This is a genomic window from Stenotrophomonas maltophilia, assembly GCF_004920835.1.
Lineage (GTDB): Bacteria > Pseudomonadota > Gammaproteobacteria > Xanthomonadales > Xanthomonadaceae > Stenotrophomonas > Stenotrophomonas maltophilia_AQ.
This window is the reverse complement of sequence record NZ_QFHO01000006.1, coordinates 138,154-154,236: the sequence shown is the minus strand read 5'-3', so window position 1 is coordinate 154,236 and position 16,083 is coordinate 138,154. Positions and strand designations below refer to the sequence as shown.

12 protein-coding genes are annotated in these 16,083 nt (G+C 67.7%); 6 read left to right on the top strand and 6 right to left on the bottom strand.

Going from position 1 to position 16,083, the window contains the following annotated elements; genetic code table 11:
- Nucleotides 1-33 precede the first annotated feature (33 nt).
- Complete coding sequence (locus DI041_RS06960; RefSeq protein WP_012509637.1) at nt 34-237, bottom strand: YdcH family protein; 204 nt, start codon at nt 235-237, stop codon at nt 34-36.
- 90 nt (nt 238-327) lie between these two features.
- Here DI041_RS06960 and ttcA point away from each other — a divergent pair, with 90 nt between their 5' ends.
- The 3 genes from ttcA to DI041_RS06945 are packed head-to-tail and all read left to right on the top strand — an operon-like array spanning nt 328 to nt 3,005.
- A complete protein-coding gene (ttcA, locus tag DI041_RS06955; RefSeq protein WP_136638443.1) occupies nt 328-1,224 on the top strand; it encodes a tRNA 2-thiocytidine(32) synthetase TtcA in 897 nt (298 codons plus the stop codon).
- Nucleotides 1,225-1,260: 36 nt separating this feature from the next.
- On the top strand, nt 1,261-2,166 hold the full coding sequence (locus DI041_RS06950) for a recombination-associated protein RdgC (RefSeq protein ID WP_005411825.1): 906 nt from the start codon (nt 1,261-1,263) through the stop codon (nt 2,164-2,166).
- Between the two features lie 59 nt (nt 2,167-2,225).
- On the top strand, nt 2,226-3,005 hold the full coding sequence (locus tag DI041_RS06945) for a M48 family metallopeptidase (RefSeq protein WP_046984705.1): 780 nt from the start codon (nt 2,226-2,228) through the stop codon (nt 3,003-3,005).
- A 377-nt stretch (nt 3,006-3,382) separates the two neighbouring features.
- On the opposite strand, the gene DI041_RS06940 is transcribed toward DI041_RS06945, so the two are convergent.
- Nucleotides 3,383-4,249 carry a methylglyoxal synthase gene (locus tag DI041_RS06940; RefSeq protein WP_136638444.1) on the bottom strand — a complete coding sequence of 289 codons (867 nt, stop codon included), beginning with the start codon at nt 4,247-4,249 and terminating at the stop codon, nt 3,383-3,385.
- A 167-nt stretch (nt 4,250-4,416) separates the two neighbouring features.
- On the opposite strand from DI041_RS06940, the gene DI041_RS06935 reads away from it, so the two are divergent.
- Nucleotides 4,417-6,825 (top strand): ATP-binding protein, encoded by a 2,409-nt coding sequence (locus DI041_RS06935; protein ID WP_136638445.1) that lies wholly within the window; start codon nt 4,417-4,419, stop codon nt 6,823-6,825.
- Here the strand turns inward: DI041_RS06935 and DI041_RS06930 are convergent.
- From DI041_RS06930 to DI041_RS06920, 3 genes are all read right to left on the bottom strand, one after another.
- On the bottom strand, nt 6,811-8,256 hold the full coding sequence (locus tag DI041_RS06930; protein WP_046984763.1) for an FAD-dependent oxidoreductase: 1,446 nt from the start codon (nt 8,254-8,256) through the stop codon (nt 6,811-6,813). The genes DI041_RS06935 and DI041_RS06930 overlap by 15 nt on opposite strands.
- Before the next feature lie 50 nt (nt 8,257-8,306).
- Complete coding sequence (gene gltB, locus DI041_RS06925) at nt 8,307-12,761, bottom strand: glutamate synthase large subunit (RefSeq protein WP_136638446.1); 4,455 nt, start codon at nt 12,759-12,761, stop codon at nt 8,307-8,309.
- 175 nt (nt 12,762-12,936) lie between these two features.
- Nucleotides 12,937-13,326: an I78 family peptidase inhibitor gene (locus DI041_RS06920; protein WP_029380146.1), complete on the bottom strand. Its 390-nt coding sequence runs from the start codon at nt 13,324-13,326 to the stop codon at nt 12,937-12,939.
- 111 nt (nt 13,327-13,437) lie between these two features.
- On the opposite strand from DI041_RS06920, the gene DI041_RS06915 reads away from it, so the two are divergent.
- Nucleotides 13,438-14,493, top strand: a complete 1,056-nt coding sequence (locus tag DI041_RS06915) for a DNA topoisomerase IB (protein ID WP_046984764.1) — start codon at nt 13,438-13,440, stop codon at nt 14,491-14,493.
- Here the strand turns inward: DI041_RS06915 and DI041_RS06910 are convergent.
- The gene (locus DI041_RS06910; RefSeq protein ID WP_046984765.1) at nt 14,471-14,779 is read right to left on the bottom strand and encodes a putative periplasmic lipoprotein; all 309 of its coding nucleotides are present in this window, start codon (nt 14,777-14,779) and stop codon (nt 14,471-14,473) included. The genes DI041_RS06915 and DI041_RS06910 overlap by 23 nt on opposite strands.
- A gap of 195 nt (nt 14,780-14,974) precedes the next feature.
- Between DI041_RS06910 and DI041_RS06905 the strand changes: the two genes are divergently transcribed.
- Nucleotides 14,975-16,081, top strand: a complete 1,107-nt coding sequence (locus DI041_RS06905) for an SDR family oxidoreductase (RefSeq protein WP_136638447.1) — start codon at nt 14,975-14,977, stop codon at nt 16,079-16,081.
- Nucleotides 16,082-16,083 lie beyond the last annotated feature (2 nt).

Here is a 16,083-nt window from a genome sequence, read left to right as displayed (position 1 = left end):
ACCAACCAGGATTGGCACCCACCAGGGCCGTCTTTAGGCCGGTTCGTCGGGAATCTGCAGGCTTTCCAGCTTGGCGATGCAGTCCTTCAGCTGCAGCTTCCGCCGCTTCAGCCGCTTGGATTCCAGCTCGTCCTCGCCGTTGGCGGCCATGCGGGTGATCTGTTCATCCAGCAAGCGGTGCTCGGCGCGCAGGGCGGCGAGGTGTTCGACGATCTCGGCGGGGCTGTAGGTGTCCACAGCCTCCGAGCATACACAGCGATGATGACTGCCGGGAGAGGGGAATCCCGACACGGGGTCCAGGCTGCCGCAAGCCGTTAGAATGGGCCGATGACCGCCGTGATTTCCCTTCCCGATCCCCCGCAGCGCGCTTCGCGCGATCCGCGCGTGGCCGGGCCCGGGGCGGACAAGCTGGGCAAGCGCCTGCGCGGCCAGGTCGGCCAGGCCATCGCCGACTTCGGCATGATCGAAGCGGGCGACAAGGTCATGGTCTGCCTGTCCGGCGGCAAGGACAGCTACACCCTGCTGGACATGCTGCTGCAGCTGCAGAAAAAGGCGCCGGTGCCGTTCGAACTGGTCGCGGTGAACCTGGACCAGAAACAGCCCGGCTTCCCCGAGCATGTCCTGCCGGAGTACCTGGCCGCGCTGGGCGTGCCGTACCAGATCATCGAGCAGGACACCTACTCGGTCGTCAGCCGGGTCATCCCGGAAGGCCGGACGATGTGTTCGCTGTGCTCGCGCCTGCGCCGCGGTGCGCTGTACAACCACGCCAAGGCACATGGCTTCACCCGGATCGCGCTGGGCCATCATTGCGACGACATGGTGGCTACGTTGTTCATGAACCTGTTCCACCATGCCAAGCTGGCGGCCATGCCACCGAAGCTGCTCAGCGACGATGGCCAGCACGTGGTGATCCGCCCGTTGGCGTACGTGCGCGAGCGCGACATCGCCGAGTATGCGCAGGCCCGCCGTTTCCCGATCATTCCCTGCACCCTGTGTGGCAGCCAGGAAAACCTGCAGCGTCGGCAGGTCGGCCTGATGCTCAAGCAGTGGGACCAGGACCATCCGGGCCGCATCGAACAGATCGCACGCGCCATGGCCGATGTGCGGCCAGCGCAACTGGCCGATGCCACCCTGTTCGATTTCAGGGCCCTGGGCCACAGCGGGCGTGCGGCGCATGCCGATGCCTGGCTGGCCGACGCAGTCCCCGAGACGCCTGCCGTTTAAGGTCAGGCGCCCTTCTCCTTCAGACACCGGAATTCCATGTTCTTTCGCAACCTGACGTTCTTCCGCTTCCCGACCACCACCGATTTTTCCGAAGTCGACACGCTGCTGCCGCATGCCCTGTTGAAGCCGGTCGGCGCACTGGAAATGAATTCGCGCGGCTTCATCTCGCCGTTCGGCCGCGAGGAGAAGGAACTGCTCTCCCACCGCATCGCCGAGCACCTGTGGCTGACCGTGGGCGGCGAAGACAAGATCCTGCCGGCAGCGGTGGTCAACGACCTGCTCGAGCGCAAGCTGGAGGAGATCGAGGAGAAGGAAGGCCGCCGCCCCGGTGGCCGCGAGCGCAAGCGCATGAAGGACGACCTGCTGCATGAACTGCTGCCGCGCGCCTTCGTGAAGTCCTCGCGCAACGACGCCTTCATCGACCTGCAGCACGGCTACGTCGCGGTGGATACCTCCAGCCGGAAGACCGGCGAGTACTTCATGTCCGACATCCGTGGCCTGCTCGGCAGCTTCCCGGCGATGCCGCTGAACGCCGAAGTCGCGCCGCGCTCGATCCTGACCGGCTGGATCGCCGGCGAGCCGCTGCCGACCGGGCTGAGCCTGGGCGAAGAGTGCGAGATGAAGGACCCGGTGGAAGGTGGTGCAGTGGTCAAGTGCCAGCACCAGGAACTGCGCTGCGACGAGATCGACAAGCATCTTGACGCCGGCAAGCAGGTGACCAAGCTGGCGCTGATCTTCGAAGACAACCTGTCCTTCGTCATCGGCGACGACCTGATCGTACGCAAGCTGAAGTTCCTCGACGGCGCGCTGGACCAGCTGGAGCATGCCGACGAAGACGGCCGACGCGCCGAGTTTGATGCCCGCTTCGCCCTGCAGAGTGCCGAGATCCGCCGCCTGTTCCTGTTGCTGGAAGAAGCCTTCAAGCTCAGCAAGGCTGACTGAACAGGCAGCCCGACGGCCGCCGGTCATCCGGCGGCCCGAAGCGGCGCTATGCTGGGTACATGAGCCGTCTGCTGCGCCGCCTGATCAGCCCGACCCCGCCCGCCACCGTCCAGCGCGACACCGTTCGCCTGCGCCTGGAGGATGCCGAGATCGAGGTGCTGCGCGTGCGTGATCCGCGTGCGCGCCGCATCAAGCTGAGCGTGGACGAGCGCGGCGCACGCTTGACCCTGCCGCCGCGTGCAAGCCTGGTGATGGGCGAACGCTTCCTGGAACAGCACCGTGACTGGTTGGCACTGCAGCTACGCCAGTACCAGGGCCAGGAACTGCCAGCACCCCTGCAGCCGGGCGAAGCCGGCGTGCTGCCACTGCGCGGTGAACTGCTGCCACTGCGCTGGCAGGAAGGCCGTTACGCGCGCCTGGAGATCGACGACCACGGTGCCTGCGTGCAATGGCCGACCCGTGCCGGTGATGCCACACTGCGCCGCCTGCTGCGCGAGTTCTACGAAGCGCAGACCCGCGCCGACGTCGGCCGCTGGCTGCCGAAGTACCTGCCGGGCCTGCCGCGTGCACCCAGCCGTCTGCGCCTGAAGGTGATGTCTTCGCAATGGGGCTCGCTGGCACCCGATGGCAGCATGGCGCTGGACCTGGCCCTGGTGCTCGGTCGACCGGAAGCGTTCGAATATGTGCTGGTGCACGAACTCTGCCACCTGATCCAGGCCAACCACTCGCCCGCGTTCTGGCACGAAGTGGAACAACGCTTCCCCGCCTGGCGCGAACAGCGCGACTACTTCCAGCTGGAAGGGCGCCGCTTGAAAGCCATGCTTCGCCAGCTTCTGTAACTGTAGAGCCGAGCCCACGCTCGGCTGCCGTTGAATGCAAGCGAGCATGGGCCAGGAGCGCGCGCAGCGCGCGACCCGCTCCTGCTCTTCCTTCCTTCTTCCGTGGCTGAGCACGCACGGAAACTGTCTGAGGCCGGGCGGGTGAGCCATGCAGGGGCGTTGGCGCCATGGATGGCACCATCGAGCTTACAGGGGTGAAGGCGCTTTGCTTGCGAAGCACTGCTTCGCAAGCGCCTGAACGCACAGCCGCCAGCGGCTGGGCCGGGCCCCGGAGGGGGACTTGCAGCGACCCCTGCGCAATTCACCCCGCCCGGCCAAGCACGGCTTTGCCTTCAGATGTCTCCCACCAAGAGGGGCTCAGCCGTTGGCCGAAACCCTCACCTCGCCCGCAGCGCCGCCGCCGTCGCCCAACGCGCCGCCACCCGTGGCGCCGTAATGCACACCGCCTGGTCGGTCACCGTCGTCACCGCACGCTCCAGCAGCTGGATATCCGCCTCATGCTGGCGCGCCACATGCGGATCCTCGAAGAAGATCGCGCGTTGGCAGCGGCCTTCCAGCACCCGGTCAGCAATCTGCGCATCCCCGCCCATCGGGCCACTCTGGTAGCGCGTCACCCACGGCGTATCGCTGGGCCAACCGCGGCTCCAGGCCAGCTCGTTCAAGCGCTGGCCGGTGGTGCCGGTTGCCACGCGTTCGCCGAACCGGGCCAGCACATCGAAGTGCTCATCGGCGAAGGCCAGCATCGCCGGCTTCATCGCATCGTGCGCGATCAGCGCCAGTGTCTGGTCTTCGAACGCATGCAGATCGTCGGCGCCGGCATCGGCCGCCAGCCCGGCGTGGATGCGTTCGACCTCGACCCAGTCGCGCGCCGTCGCCACCGTCGAAATGAACGGCTTGCCGTGGATCACGCACTGCCGTTTCAATGCCGTGGCTTCCGGAAACACCGAGGACGGATCGACCGGATCAATCAGATAGATCGCACCATCCAGTGTCCGATCCGGCCCCATGCCGACCACCTCGGCGACCAGCTTCATCAACCCGCCTTCGCGGCCATAGGGATAACGGTGCAGGCCGCCGTATCCGGCCAGGAAGCCGTGCCGTTCGATCGCATCATGGGTACGTCCGACCGCGTGCAGCGATACACCGAGTTCGCGCAGGCCAGCCTCACTGGCACGCAGCCAACGAAACAGGGCGGCGCGCACGTCGTGGTGGTGGAGACGGTTGGCAGCCAGGCCGATACGCATCAAGAGCTCCGCAGGTACGGGTGAAGGCGGCAGTGTATGTCGCCATTAGCGCTTCCGGATGCTTTTGCAACTTTCTTCATTGCCGCCCGTCCGCAGGTCGATAGCGTGTCACGCAGCGGTACCGCTGCGCGGCCGTTGTTTCCGCCTGCGAAATGAGGAAGTCCACCGTGAATGCCGCCGGCCTCCCTGCAGCTGTTGCTGTCATGGTCTGCCTGATGCTGCCCGCAACTGCGTCTGCGGCTGGCTGCGAGACACCGCTGCGCATTGCCTTGCCCTCCGATCGGGCGCCGTTGTCGTCCGTGGTCGAGGGCCAGGCGGACGGGGTCAGCGCGACCTACCTGAACCTGCTGGGCGAACAACGGCCGCTGCAGGCGCAACTGCTGCCGGCCACGGCGGTCGTCGAAGGCTTGTTGCCGCCCGCCACCCAGGCGTTGCTGGGCTGGCCGCACTCGCAGCTGCCTGCCGGCTGGGTGGCCAGCGCACCGTACCTGCAGCTGCCGCAGGTGATCGTGCGCCGCGCCGATGCGCGGCCGGTACTGGGGCTGGACGACCTGCGCGAGCACGCGGTGGCCAGTCCCGACCGGCTGCCGTTGGCCACGCTGCTGGCCGAGCAGGCTCCGGGTGCACAGCTGCTGCCGCCGGCGCCGTTGGATGATGCGCTGTCGCTGCTGGGCACCGGTCTGATCGACGCGGTGATCGCCAATCTCGGCGAGGTCGAGGCCGCGCTGCGCCGCTACCAGGGTGATCGGCTGGTGATTGCCGCGCCAGCCGGGTTCAACGACGCGCTGGTGCTGGCCACCGTACCGGCCTGCGCCGGCGTCATCCCCGATTTCGAGCATGCAATGTCGCAGCTGACCGACACGCAGCGCGACGCGATCCGCACAGCATGGCTGCCGGCCCGGCCACGCAACCCGCCGTCGTCGTCCCCCTTGCGTTGGTTGGTGCCGGCCTCGCTGATCCTGCTGGCGCTCGCGCTGGTCTACGCCTTCGGCTACTGGCGCGTACATCGCGAAAGCGCAAGGCGTCGCATCGCCGCGCAACGCCTGCAGGAAGTGACCGCGAACCTGCCGGCTGTGGTCTACCAGGCGCGCCGCACCGCTACCGGGGACTACAGCTTTCCGCAGATTGCCGGCGATGTGCAGGCGCTGTTCGGGGTGAGCGTGGAGACCGCGCGGATCGACCACCCGCGGCTGCTGGCTGCGGTCCATCCCGATGACCGGACTGTGGTGATGGGCTGTGTCGAAGCGGCTGCATTGGCCCGTGGACCGATCGACGTCACCTTCCGTACGCGCTCGCCACAGGGCTGGCGCTGGGTGCATTCGCAGGGCCGCACGCTGGCGTGCGATGACAGCAACGTTGAGTGGAGCGGCTACTGGATGGATGTCAGCGAGGTGCACACACGTACCCAGGCGCTTGCAGATGCACGGCGCGAGGCCGAACAGGCCGCGCTGGCCAAGACCCATTTCCTGGCGACCATGAGTCACGAGATCCGCACGCCGATGAGCACGCTGCTGGGCATGCTCGAACGATTGGCCGCCAGTGATCTGGACCCGCGGCAGCAACAGGTGCTGGCCACCATCGGCGACGCCGCGCAGATGCTGCGGCAGATCCTCGACGACGTGCTGCACAGCCAGCGCCTGCAACCCGCGCCACTGCAACGGCAGCCGACCGATCTGGCCGCATTGCTGCGGGCAGTGCAGCAGCTGCTGCTGCCGGTGGCTGCCAGCCGAGGCCTGTACCTGCGAATCCATCTCGATCCTGCGCTGCAGGCCGGGTCGCTGGCCGACAGCCTGCGCCTGCGCCAGATCCTGTTCAACCTGGTCGGAAATGCGCTCAAGTTCACCCTGCATGGCGGGGTGGAACTACGGGTGCAGGTGCTGCAGCAGCACGCACAGGGGCAGCGGTTGCGCCTGCAGGTAAGCGACAGTGGCGTGGGCATCAGTGCGGAACGGCAGCAGGCGGTGTTTGCTGCCTACACCCAGGCCGAGGCTTCGACCACGCGCCGCTTCGGCGGCAGTGGACTGGGCCTGGCAATCTGCCGTGAGCTGGCCGTGTCGATGGGGGGAGACCTGCAGCTGCACAGCACGACCGGCGAGGGCACCACGGTGTGGCTGGAGCTGGACCTGAGTGCCTGCGAGCTGCCTGCTGGCGCGCCATCACCTGCGATCGCCGAGGAACCGCCGTTGCCGCCGGCGCGGGTACTTGTGGCCGAGGACCATCCCACCAACCTGCAGCTGCTGGAGCAGCGCCTGCACGACCTGGGGCTGCAGGTGCATGCCTGCGCCGATGGAGCGCAGGCCCTGCGGGCCTGGCAGTCGCAGCCATTCGAACTGGTGATCACCGACTGCCACATGCCGGGCATGGATGGCTTCGCGCTGGCACGGGCGATCCGTGCTGACAGCTGCCAGCACCGCGCGCGGGTACCGATCATCGCGCTCACCGCCAGCGTTCTGGAACGCACCCGCGAGGCTTGCCGCGACGCTGGCATCGATCACTTCCTGGCCAAGCCGTTGGAGCCGCGTGAACTGCGTGCATTGCTTGCGGCGCTGCTGGCGCCGGACTCAGTGCGCCAGTAGCCGGACGATGCTGGCGGCGGCGTCGCGCCCTTCAGCTACCGCAGTCACCACCAGGTCGGCACCGCGCACCGCATCACCTCCGGCGAACAGGCGCGGATGTGCTGTCTGGAACGGCAGGCGGTCCTTGCCGCCGGCGAGGATGCGGCCGTTGGACTGCCCCTCCACGCCATGTTCGGCCAGCCACGCCGGCACGCTCGGCGAGAAACCGAACGCGATGATCACCACGTCCGCTTCCAGCAGCGATTCGCTGCCCTCGATCGGTACCGCGTTCTGGCGGCCATTGGCATCGGGCTCGCCCAGCCGCGTTTCAACTACGGTCACGCCGATCACTTCGTCATCGGCACCGGCTTCGATCGACAGCGGCTGCCGGTTGAACAGGAAGCGCACGCCTTCCTCGCGCGCATTGGCCACTTCGCGCGCGCTGCCCGGCATGTTCGCTTCGTCCCGGCGGTAGGCGCAGGTCACCTTGGCCGCACCCAGGCGCACTGCGCTGCGCACGCAGTCCATGCCGGTATCGCCGCCGCCGAGCACCACCACGCGCTTGCCGTTGAGATCGGGCAGGGCGATGGTGTCTTCCCAGCCGGCGATCGGCCGGCCTTGCGGATCATCGCCACCGACGATGCGGCTGTTCTGCACCAGGAAGGGCAACGCCGGCAGCACGCCCTTCAGGTCCTGGCCGTCGAGGCCGCCATCGGTGTAGCGGTAGGCGCCGGTGCCGAGGAACACCGCGTCGTGCGTATCCAGCAACTGCTGCAGGCTGATGTCACGGCCGATCTCTACCCCCAGGCGGAACTGCACGCCCATGCCTTCGAGCACCTCACGGCGGCGACGGATCACGTCCTTGTCCAGCTTGAAGCTGGGAATGCCGAACTGCAGCAGCCCACCGACCTGCTCGTAGCGGTCGTAGACCACGGCGGCGATGCCGGCATGCGCGAGGCGGTCGGCGCAGGCCAGACCGGCCGGGCCGGCGCCGATCACCGCTACCGTGTGGCCGGTGGCCTGCACGGCGGCCATGTCCGGCCGCCAGCCGGTGGCCAGCGCGGTATCGACGATGTACTTCTCCACTGCGCCGATGGTCACCGCACCGAACTCCTCCAGCGTGCAGCTGCCTTCGCACAGCCGGTCCTGCGGGCACACCCGGCCGCACACTTCCGGCAACGGGTTGGTGCTGTGGCACAGGGTGGCCGCTTCATGGATGCGGTTTTCCTGCACCAGCTGCAGCCACTGCGGAATGGCGTTGTGCACCGGGCACTTCCAGCTGCAGTAGGGGTTGCCGCAGTCCAGGCAGCGCCCGGCCTGGTACTGGGCATCTTCCTTGCCGAATTTTCCGTACAGCTCGCCCCAGTCGCCGGAGGTGCGCAGTTCCACCGGAATGCGCTGCGGCATGGTGCGGGGCAGGTCGAGGAACTGGAAGGCGTGCTTGCGGCTCATGGCGGGCTCTGTGGTGTTTTCCGGTTGCCGGCCAGCGGCCGGCACTACCGTTATGCGGCGCGGCGCAGGGTTTCGGTCAGGGATTCGATGCTGGCGGCCTTGGGTTTGACCAGCCAGAACCTGCCGATGTAATCGCGGAACTCGTCCAGGATCTGCTGTGCCCAGATGCTGCCGGTCAGCTCGCGGTGGCGGCCGATCAGGCGGTGCAGGTGCTGGCGGTAGTTCTCGAAGCCCTCGGCCGATACGCGGTGGATGTCGATCAGCTCGTGGTTGTAGCGGTCGACGAAATCGCGGTCGACGTCCAGCACGTAGGCCAGGCCACCGGTGAAGCCGGCACCGAAGTTCAGGCCGACCTTGCCCAGCACCAGCACCACGCCATCGGTCATGTACTCGCAGCAGTGGTCACCGGCTCCTTCGACCACCGCCAGCGCGCCGGAATTGCGCACAGCAAAGCGTTCGCCAGCGCGACCGGCCGCGAACAGTTCGCCGCCGGTGGCGCCGTACAGGCAGGTGTTGCCGATGATGGCCGTGCTGCGTGCCTCGAAGCGCGCGCCGCGCGGCGGACGCACCACCAGGCGGCCGCCGGCCATGCCCTTGCCGACGTAATCGTTGGCTTCGCCTTCCACTTCCAGATGCAGGCCGCCGACGTTGAACGCGCCGAAGCTCTGCCCGGCACTGCCGCGGAAGCGTAGTTCCAACGGTGATTCGGCCATGCCCTGGTTGCCATGCGCGCGTGCCACCGCACCGGACAGGCGGGTGCCGATGCTGCGGTCGGTGTTGTGGATCAGGAAGCGGTGTTCGCCACCGCGCTTGTGCTCAATGGAATCGGCCAACAGGCCATCCATCTGCGTGGCCAGGCTGTCCGGCGATTCGTACAGGCGCTGCGCGGCACAGTGGCTGCCTTCGTAACGGGCATCGGCCAGCAGGCGCGACAGGTCCACGCGCACGCCGTCGCGTGGCGCCGCCTCGATCTGCCGCAGCAGGTCAGTACGGCCGACGATCTCTTCCAGCGAGCGCACGCCCAGGTAGGACAGCCAGCCACGCACTTCCTCGGCCAGCAGGCGGAAGAAGTTCTCCACGCGCTCGGGCTGGCCGGTGAAGTGGTTCTCGCGCAGGCGCTCATCCTGGGTGGCAACGCCGGTGGCGCAGTTGTTGAGGTGGCAGATGCGCAGGTACTTGCAGCCAAGCACGATCATCGGCGCGGTGCCGAAGCCGAAGCTGTCCGCGCCCAGCAGTGCGGCCTTGACCACATCCAGGCCGGTCTTCAGGCCACCGTCGGTCTGCAGCAACGTGCGCCCGCGCAGGTCGTTGGCCAGCAGCGCCTGGTGTGCTTCGGCAATGCCCAGCTCCCACGGCACACCGGCATAACGGATCGAGCTGACCGGCGACGCACCGGTACCGCCATCGTGTCCGGAGATGGTGATCAGGTCCGCACCGGCCTTGACCACGCCTGCGGCGATCGTGCCCACACCGGCATGGCTGACCAGCTTCACCGACACCAGCGCGGTCGGGTTGACCTGCTTGAGGTCGTAGATCAGCTGCGCCAGATCTTCGATGGAATAGATGTCGTGGTGCGGCGGCGGCGAGATCAGGCCGATGCCCGGCCTGGCATAGCGCAGGCGTGCGATCAGTTCGTTGACCTTGTGGCCGGGCAGCTGGCCGCCTTCGCCGGGCTTGGCGCCCTGCGCGACCTTGATCTGCAGCACTTCGGCGTTGACCAGGTATTCGGCGGTGACGCCGAAGCGACCCGAGGCCACCTGCTTGATCTTGCTGCGCCGCGCGGTGCCATAGCGTGCGGGATCTTCGCCACCTTCGCCGGAATTGCTGCGGCCGCCCAGGCGGTTCATGGCGATGGCCAGCGCTTCATGCGCTTCAGGAGAGAGGGCGCCGAGACTGATGGCGGCAGTGTCGAAGCGCGGGAACAGTTCGCTGGCCGGAGCCACGTCATCCAGCGGTGTCGGCGCAGCGGCTGGAACCAGTTCCAGCAGGTCGCGCAGCGCCGATGGCGGGCGCGCATGCACCGCATCGCAGTACTGCTGCCACGCACGCGGGTCGCCACTGCGCGCCGCGCGCTGCAGGGTGGTCACCACGTCCGGGTTGTACATGTGGTACTCGCCGCCGTGCACATACTTCAGCAGGCCGCCGACATCCACGCCCTGCTGCGCGTCCCAGGCCTGCGCGCACAGTTCGCGGGCGTCGGCATCCAGCCGCGCGAAGCCGGCGCCGCCGATGCGCGAGGCGGTGTCGGGGAAGCACAGGTCCACGACTTCCGGCTCCAGGCCGATGATCTCGAACAGCTGCGCGCCGCGGTAACTGGCCACGGTGCAGATGCCCATCTTCGAGATGATCTTGGACAGGCCCTTGTAGATGCCCTTGCGGTAGCGGCGGCCGATCTGCGATTGCTCGCCGCCCTTGCTGAGCTTGAGGATGCCGCGACGGCCGAGGTCGAACAGGGTCTGGTAGGCCAGGTACGGATACACCGCGGTGGCGCCGAAGCCGAGCAGGCAGGCCATGTGGTGCGGATCGCGCGCGGTACCGGTTTCCACGATCAGGTTGACGTCGCAGCGCAGGCCCAGGCGCGACAGGTGGTGGTGGACCGCACTGGTGGCCAGCAGGGCATGCACCATCGGACGCCCGGCCACCGGGTAGCGGTCGGACAACAGCAGCATCACCATGCCATCGCGCGCGGCCTGTTCGGCTTCGGCGCAGATGCGCTCGATGCCGGCACGCAGGCCTTCATCCTCGCCGTAGGACAGGTCGAGCAGGCGGTTGGCCTGCACGTACTGGTCCATCTTCAGCAGCTGCCGCAGCTTGCGCTGGCTCAGCACCGGCGAGTTGAGAATGACGTGGTTCACCGTCTCCGGGCCGGCATGGAAGATGTTGGTCTCCCTGCCGAGCTGGGTGGACAGCGACATCGCGCAGTCTTCGCGCAGCGGATCGATCGGCGGGTTGGTGACCTGCGCGAAGGCCTGGCGGAAGTAGTCATAGAGCGGACGGCTGCGCTGGCTCAGCACCGCCATCGGCGTGTCGTCGCCCATCGAGCCAGTGGCTTCCTGCTCGGTCTCGGCCAAGGGCCGCAGCACCTGCTCCACTTCCTCACTGCTGAGCTGGTACAGCTTGTGGTAGCTGCGCAGGGTGCCTTCGTCGAACGGTTCCTCCACCAGCGATGGATCGATCAATTCGGTCTGCAGGTAGGTCACGCCCTGCTGCAGCCATTGCTTGTACGGCGCGCGACCGCGGTTGATGCGGTCCACCGCATCCGAATCGAGCAGGTCGCCGCGCTTGAGATCGATGGCGATCATCTCGCCCGGGCCGAGCTTGCCCTTGCGCACCACGCGCTCGGTGGGCACTTCCCATACGCCTGCTTCGGAGGCGACCAGGAAGTGGCGATCCGCGGTCAGCATCCAGCGCGCCGGGCGCAGGCCGTTGCGGTCGAGGGTGCACACGGCATAGCGGCTGTCGCAGGCGACGATGCCGGCCGGGCCGTCCCAGGGTTCGCTGTTGAGGCCGTGGAACTCGTAGAACGCGGCCAGGTCCGGGTCCTTGAATTCCAGCGACTGCGTTGCCGGCGGCACCAGGATGCGCAGGGCCTGGATCAGCTCCATGCCACCGGCGACCATCAGTTCCAGCATGTTGTCCAGGCTCTGCGAATCGGAGCCATGCATGGAGATGACCGGGTCGAACTCACCGATGTCGAAGCGCGGCGTCTTCCACACCTTGCTGCGCGCCTGCGCCCAACGCCGGTTGCCTTCAATGGTGTTGATCTCGCCGTTGTGGGCGAGCATCCGGAACGGGTGTGCCAGCGGCCAGCGCGGCAGCGTGTTGGTGGAGAAGCGCTGGTGGAACACGATCGCGCTGGAGGCCAGTTCGCGGCGCTGCAGGTCCAGGAAGAAGCGGCTGAGCTTGTCTGGCAGCACCATGCCCTTGTAGCTGATCGCATCCGGGGTGAGGGTGGTGACGTAGAAATCGGCATGCTCGCGCAGCTGCTGTTCGCTGCGACGGCGGGCCAGGAACAGCGCCAGCGCGAAGCCAGCATCATCCTGGCCGACGCCGGCGTCGACGAACACCTGCTCGATGCGCGGCAGCGTGTCGCGCGCCAGCTGGCCGCAGACGCTGTCATCGGTGGGCACCTCGCGCCAGCCGGCGAGCTTGCAGCCCACCGCTTCCAGCTGCGCCTGCAGCTGCGTACGGCACGCCTGCGCGGAATCGGCATCGTGTGGCAGGAACACCAGGCCGGCGGCGAAGCGTGCGGAGACCGCGATGTCGGCTTCGCTGGCCAGCAGTTTCAGGAAGGCATCGGGGCGGCGCAGCAGCAGGCCGCAGCCATCTCCGGTCAGGCCATCGGCGGCGACACCGCCACGGTGGGTCATGCGCGAAAGCGCGGCGATGGCGGTATCAACCAACAGGCGCGATGGTTGATCGTCGAGCTGGGCGACCATGCCAAATCCACAGGCATCGCGCTCGGAGCGCGGGTCGTAAAGCCCTTGGCGGTTGCGGGGGGCCATCTCTACCTCGATGCGGAATGAATTGAACGGGGACACTCAAGCCCGCTCAATCCCTGGAGCGCATCGTGAGGCCACCGGATGCCTCGACTAGATCACAGGTTGCTGCAACGCCGCAATACACGGTTGCAGGTGCAACAGAACGCGCCGGCAACACGGTGCCGGCGCGGGGCCGGACTCAGCCGCAGCGCGCGCCGCTGACGGCGCCCTTGGCGTCCACTTCGATGTTCAGGCGGTCGCCGAGGAACTCCATCGTGGCCACGTCGTTGGGCTTGAGCACGCGCACCTGGCTTGCGCCGGCATCTTCCTGTGCCTGCTTGCCCAGTGCATCGGTGTAGGCCTGGCCGACCAGGCTCTGCACCTGGCTGGCATCGCAGGTGCCGACCGGCGGAGCCTCGGTGGCCTTGCCGGCTTCGTCGGCCGGCGCCTTGGCTGCTTCGGCGGCCTGCTGGGCGTGGGCCGTGGCCGAATCCTGTTCATCCAGCGCCGGTGCCTGGCAGGCGGTCAGGGCCAGCACGGCCGGCAGCAACAGGGCGGAGAGCGAACGGGCGCGAATCGGGAACGACATCATGACTCCGGAAGGGGTTGTGAAGACCCGAGCATAGCGGCGAACCGGCCCTCACGTGTTTGTCTTGTGTTATCGACAGGATCGCGGCATGGCGACGGCGACACTACAGGCATGCCAACCCCCTCCACCCCCGAACGACAGGCCGCACGCGCGGCCGGCCTGCGCTATGTCGACGACACCCAGCCGGGCATCAGCCGGCGCCGCGCAGGCAAGGGTTTCAGCTACCGCGATGCTGATGGCCACGCGATACGCGACGCCACCACCCTGCAACGCATCCGTGCGCTGGCGATTCCGCCGGCGTATACCGCCGTGTGGATCTGCGCCCACGCCAACGGCCACTTGCAGGCCACCGGCCGCGATGCACGCGGCCGCAAGCAGTACCGCTACCACGCCGACTGGGCCAAGGAGCGCGACGCCGGCAAGTTCGACCGCATCATCGCCTTTGGCGAGGCCTTGCCCGCGCTGCGGCGGCGGTTGTCGCGGGATCTCAAGCGACCTGGGTTTCCGCAGGAAAAGGTGCTGGCCATGGTGGTCGCGCTGTTGGCGGACACCTTGGTTCGGGTCGGCAATGAAACCTATGCACAACAGAACCGTTCGTTCGGACTGACCACACTGCGCAACCGCCATCTGGAGTTGCTGCGCGGCGGCCGGGTACGCATGCGCTTCCGTGGCAAGTCCGGCCAGCTGCAGGAAGTGACGGTGGGCGATCGCAGGCTGGGACTGCTGGTACGGCGCCTGCAGCAGTTGCCGGGGCAGGCGCTGTTCCAGTACCGCGATGACGACGGTGCGCTGCAGCCGGTGGATTCCGGCGCGGTGAACGACTACCTGCGCGGGGTGATGGGCGAGGACTTCACTGCCAAGGATTTCCGCACCTGGGGCGGAACGGTGGCGGCGGTGCAGGCGTTCGCCGCCACCGAGCTGCCGGAACCGGCCAGCCAGCGCGCGCTGGCGCAGGCGCAGCGCGCGGTGGTGTGCGAAGTGGCGGCGCTGCTGGGCAACACCCCGGCGGTATGCCGCAAGGCCTACATCGACCCTTGCGTGTTCGTCGGCTGGGAGCGCGGCGAACTGGCCAAGCTGGCCGGCCTGCGTGGGCCGCGCCAGTGGGAACAGGCCACCTTGCGCGTGCTGCGCAGGGCGCGCAGGCTCAGCCGCAGTAGATCGCGGTGATGTTGTTGGTGCGGCCCTTCTCTATGGTCAGCCGGTCGCCGCCCTCGCTGGCCGGCGGCACCCGCGGACCGTCGTGGCGCAGCACCCGCACGTGCAGGCTGTCGCTGTCCACGCGTGCGCGGGCCACGGTGGCATCCGAAGCGGCCAGGCCCAGTGCGCCGCGCACCATGTCGCTGTGGCACTGCCCGGAAATGACGCCGTCGATTGGCTGCACCTGGGCCACCGGCGAGCTGCTGCAGGCGGCGAGGGCAAAGCAGACGGCGGCGGTGGCAATGGCATGTTTCATGGAGGCGTTCCTTGTGTGGTTGCGTGCAGCGTGCGACGCCGCACGTGGTGGCGGAATGAATACCGTGCACATCGTGGACACGGTGCGCTCACTGCCGCTAACAGGATAGGTGCAGACACTGCAGGAGCGGCGTGCGCCGCCCCCGGTAGTGCCGGCCGCTGGCCGGCAGCCCCCTTCCCTCCCGAGGAGACCTGCATGGCCACCACCAAGAAAACCCCCATTCGCCGCAAAGCCTCGCCCAAGGTGCGTAAAGGCAGCACCGCGACGAAGACCGCTGCCGACCCCGATCGCCCACGGGTGGTGAAGACGGCAACCCGCAAGGCGGCCGCCAGCGATCCACGGGCAGCGCGCGTCGCGGCCCGACAGCGACGCCTGCAGGACCAGGAAAAGGCCAAGGACGTGCGCGCGGCAAAGAAAGCCACGAAGAAGACCGCAACCCAGGCCGGCATACGCCGACAACCGGAGGCGATGCCGGCGCAGCAGCTGGCCAAGCCCGGGCATGAACACGAGCTGGAGTTGGCGCCGCGTTTCCTTGCACCGGACTACGCCGGCAGCGGCAAGCTGCAGGGCATGCGCGCGATTGTCACCGGTGGCGATTCCGGCATCGGCCGTGCGGTGGCGGTGCTGTTCGCACGCGAAGGCGCCGATGTGGCGGTACTGCACCTGGACGAGGCTGCAGACGCCGACATCACCCGCCAGCATGTGGAGCGCGAAGGTAGCCGCTGCGTGGTGATCGCCGGCGACGTGCGCGATCCGCGCTTCTGCAACAAGGCGGTGAAGCAGGTGGCCAAGGCCTTCGGCGGCATCGACATCCTGGTCAACAATGCTGCCTTCCAGCTGCATTGCGAGCGCCTGGAGGATCTGGAGGACGCCCATCTGCAGGAAACCCTGCAGACCAACATCGGCGGCTACATCCAGATGGCGCGCGCGGTACTGCCGCATCTGGGCGAGGGTGCCAGCATCATCAACACCGGTTCGGAAACGGGAATCTTCGGCAGCAAGGCGCTGATCGACTACTCGGCCACCAAGGGCGCCATTCATGCCTTCACCAAGGCGCTGGCCAGCCAGCTGCTGCCGCGGGGCATCCGGGTCAACTGCGTGGCACCGGGTCCGGTGTGGACGCCGTTGAACCCGGCCGACAAGCTGGCGGAGGACGTGGCGGAGTTCGGCAAGGACAGCGACATGGGCCGGCCCGCACAGCCCGAAGAACTCTCGCCGGCCTATGTGTTCCTGGCTTCGCCGGTCTGTGCCAGTTACATCAGCGGGGTGATCCTGCCGGTGATGGGCGGGCCGCGGGGGTGAGG

Coding starts and splice junctions, on each gene's coding strand:
- ttcA (WP_136638443.1), top strand. CDS start 328: ATGACCGCCGTGATTTCCCTTCCCGATCCCCCGCAGCGCGCTTCGCGC.
- DI041_RS06950 (WP_005411825.1), top strand. CDS start 1,261: ATGTTCTTTCGCAACCTGACGTTCTTCCGCTTCCCGACCACCACCGAT.
- DI041_RS06945 (WP_046984705.1), top strand. CDS start 2,226: ATGAGCCGTCTGCTGCGCCGCCTGATCAGCCCGACCCCGCCCGCCACC.
- DI041_RS06940 (WP_136638444.1), bottom strand. CDS start 4,249: ATGCGTATCGGCCTGGCTGCCAACCGTCTCCACCACCACGACGTGCGC.
- DI041_RS06930 (WP_046984763.1), bottom strand. CDS start 8,256: ATGAGCCGCAAGCACGCCTTCCAGTTCCTCGACCTGCCCCGCACCATG.
- gltB (WP_136638446.1), bottom strand. CDS start 12,761: ATGGCCCCCCGCAACCGCCAAGGGCTTTACGACCCGCGCTCCGAGCGC.
- DI041_RS06920 (WP_029380146.1), bottom strand. CDS start 13,326: ATGTCGTTCCCGATTCGCGCCCGTTCGCTCTCCGCCCTGTTGCTGCCG.
- DI041_RS06915 (WP_046984764.1), top strand. CDS start 13,438: ATGCCAACCCCCTCCACCCCCGAACGACAGGCCGCACGCGCGGCCGGC.
- DI041_RS06910 (WP_046984765.1), bottom strand. CDS start 14,779: ATGAAACATGCCATTGCCACCGCCGCCGTCTGCTTTGCCCTCGCCGCC.
- DI041_RS06905 (WP_136638447.1), top strand. CDS start 14,975: ATGGCCACCACCAAGAAAACCCCCATTCGCCGCAAAGCCTCGCCCAAG.